This is a genomic window from Clostridium sp., from assembly GCF_032552055.1.
Taxonomy (GTDB): Bacteria; Bacillota; Clostridia; order Clostridiales; family Clostridiaceae; genus Clostridium.
Window position 1 is genome coordinate 1 of the sequence record NZ_JAWGSV010000327.1, and the last position, 2,892, is coordinate 2,892.

Consider the following 2,892-nt stretch of genomic DNA (forward strand, 5'->3'; position numbering starts at 1 on the left):
ATATATAACAATCTCCTTTCATCTATATTTTAACTTAATAATACTTTTCCATTTTGTTTTATAAGATATACATAAAAAAGTAGAGTATTTGTAATTACTACAAACACTCTACTAAAAAGTTAAGCTAATAAACTTCTATCACTTAGATCATCATTTATATTAGCATCTTTAAATAAATTCATTAATTTTTCTGTGGTTAACTGAGATTTTTCATCTCCCTTAACATCTATTAATATTTCTCCTCTATGCATCATTATTAATCTATTTCCAGTTTTTATAGCCTGTTTTAAATTATGTGTAACCATCATAGTAGTAATATTAGTTTCCATTAATATCTTTTTAGTTATCTCCATAATCTTCATAGAAGTTTTAGGATCTAAAGCTGCTGTATGCTCATCTAATAATAAAATCTTAGGTTTTGACATCACAGCCATTAACATAGTTAAAGCTTGTCTCTGTCCTCCTGATAAAAGGTTAACCTTATTATATAGCTTATCTTCTAATCCAAGGTCAAGTTCCTTTAATAACTCCTGATAATATGAAATTCTTTTTTTATTAATTCCTAAAGTTAGCCCATATCTTTTTCCTTTATTATCAGCTAATGCTAGATTCTCTAAAATAGTCATATTAGGAGCAACTCCTAAAGAAGGGTTTTGAAAAACTCTGCCTATAAATTTGGACCTCTTAAATTCATCTGATTTAGACATATCAATCCCATCTAATTCTATATAACCTTCATCACTTTGAATATTACCAGAAATAATATTTAAAAGTGTTGACTTCCCTGCCCCATTAGATCCAATAATGGATATAAAATCTCCTTCATCTACTTCAAGATTAAAATTTGAAAAAACTTTATTTTCATTTATTGTATTTTCATTAAAGACCTTGTGCAACGCTTGAATCTTTAGCATCTAAATCACCGCCTTCTTTTTCTACAATACTATTAGTATATTTCTTTTTACTCTTGAACTTAAATACATTAGAGTTTAAGCTTAATGCAACAATAACAATAATAGCTGTCATTAACTTTAGATAATTCGGATCTAAACCAAGCTTTAATACTATAGCTATAGCTAATTTATAAATAATAGCACCTGCTATAGATAAGGTAGTGGCTTTTACAAATGTAAGCTTCTTAAATATAGAAGTTCCAATTATAACTGCTGCAAGTCCCATTACTACCACTCCAGTTCCCATACCAGCATCAGCAAAACCTTGATATTGGGCCGTTAATGCTCCACTTAAAGCAACAAGTCCATTACTTATCATAAGACCTAATATCTTTATTGAGTTCTTATTTACTCCTAAAGATGTAACAAGTTGTTCATTATCTCCTACTGCAATTAATAAGCTTCCAAGCTTTGTTTTTAAGAATAAGTCAAAAGCCACCTTAATTACAATAACTATTCCTATTATTATTAATATCTTAGAATTAATCCCAAATACACTTTTAGTACTAAATAAAGGTATATTAGATTTGCCCATAATCATTAAATTAATTGAATATAAGCCAATCATAACTAATATTCCAGACATTAAATTTGTTATTTTCAGCTTAACATTTAAAAAAGCTGTAGTAAGTCCTGCCAAAGCACCACCTATAGTTGCTATTATTACTGCAAGCCATGGATTTACATCCTTAACTAAAAGTGCTGCACAAATAGCTGCCCCTAAAGGATAAGTCCCATCAACAGATAAATCAGGAAAATCTAATATCTTATAAGTTATATAGACTCCTACTGCTACAATTCCAAATAAAAAGCCTTGTTCTAATACGTTTATAATTAAATCCACTAGTTAACGCCCCCAGTTACCTTAGTAGCACTTTCTTCTATATCACTTGGAACTGTAATGTTTAATTTTTTAGCTACATCAGTATTAATAGTAATACTCATATCACTTAATGTTGTAATTTCAATTTCTTCCGGCTTCTTTCCTTCAAAAATCTCTACAGCCTTATAAGCAGTTTCTTTTCCTAAGCTAAAGTAATCAATACCTATTGAACATAATCCACCTTTTGAAACTACTGCTTCCTCAGCCCCTAAAATAGGAATATTATTCTTAACAGCTATTTGCCCAACTAAATCATAAGCAGAAGCTACTGTATTATCAGTAGGTGTATATAAGGCATCTATATCTTTAATAACTGCTGATAAGTTTTGATTTATTTCATTTACGTTAGTAATACCTATTTCTTTAACAGTTAAATTTAATTTACTTGCTTCAGCCTTCAAAGTATTTACTTGAACTAAAGAATTTGCTTCTGAAGTATTGTATATTACTCCTAAGTTTTTAGTATCAGGTTTTAACTTAAGCAATAAATCTAATTGCTTATCTACAGGTACCATATCTGATACTCCTGTTAAATTAGTACCTGAACTCTTCCAGTCCTTTGCAATTTCTGCCTCCACAGGATCTGTAACCGCTGTAAATACTGTTGGAATTTCCTTAGTTGCATTATATACAGCTTGAGCTGAAGTAGTTGCTATAGCCAGTATTAAATCCTTTTTATCAGAAGTAAATTTTTGAGCTATAGTTTGAGCTGTAGGGTTGTCCCCTTGAGCATTTTGGTAATCAATCTCAATATTCTTTCCTTCTTCATAGCCCTTTTCTTTAAGACCTTCAATAAATCCTTCTCTCGCAGAATCTAAAGCCGGGTGTTGTACTAATTGACTAATTCCAATCTTATAAACCTTATCTTCATTAGATGTCTTAGAATCAGTACTTTTACATCCAACAAAAACACTTGCAGCAAGCATACATGCTATACCTAATGCTATTTTTCTCTTTCCTACCATGTTAACCATCCTCCTAAATATAACATTATAAATGACTATAAAATCTTCAATCCTACAATCCTTCATTTTTTACCTATTAATAATATTAAAC

At 29.8% G+C, this 2,892-nt stretch carries 3 protein-coding genes; all 3 read right to left on the reverse strand.

Annotated features, from left to right (window positions below; all coding sequences use genetic code 11):
* Window positions 1-119: 119 nt before the first annotated feature.
* Genes E6248_RS14975 through E6248_RS14985 form a run of 3 tightly spaced genes read right to left on the reverse strand, consistent with a single transcriptional unit; the run spans window position 120 to window position 2,801 of the window.
* On the reverse strand, window positions 120-914 hold the full coding sequence (locus E6248_RS14975; protein ID WP_316341577.1) for an ATP-binding cassette domain-containing protein: 795 nt from the start codon (window positions 912-914) through the stop codon (window positions 120-122).
* Complete coding sequence (locus tag E6248_RS14980; protein ID WP_316341578.1) at window positions 880-1,797, reverse strand: ABC transporter permease subunit; 918 nt, start codon at window positions 1,795-1,797, stop codon at window positions 880-882. The genes E6248_RS14975 and E6248_RS14980 overlap by 35 nt, the downstream gene beginning before the upstream one ends.
* Window positions 1,797-2,801, reverse strand: a complete 1,005-nt coding sequence (locus E6248_RS14985; RefSeq protein WP_316341579.1) for an ABC transporter substrate-binding protein — start codon at window positions 2,799-2,801, stop codon at window positions 1,797-1,799. The genes E6248_RS14980 and E6248_RS14985 overlap by 1 nt, the downstream gene beginning before the upstream one ends.
* Window positions 2,802-2,892 lie beyond the last annotated feature (91 nt).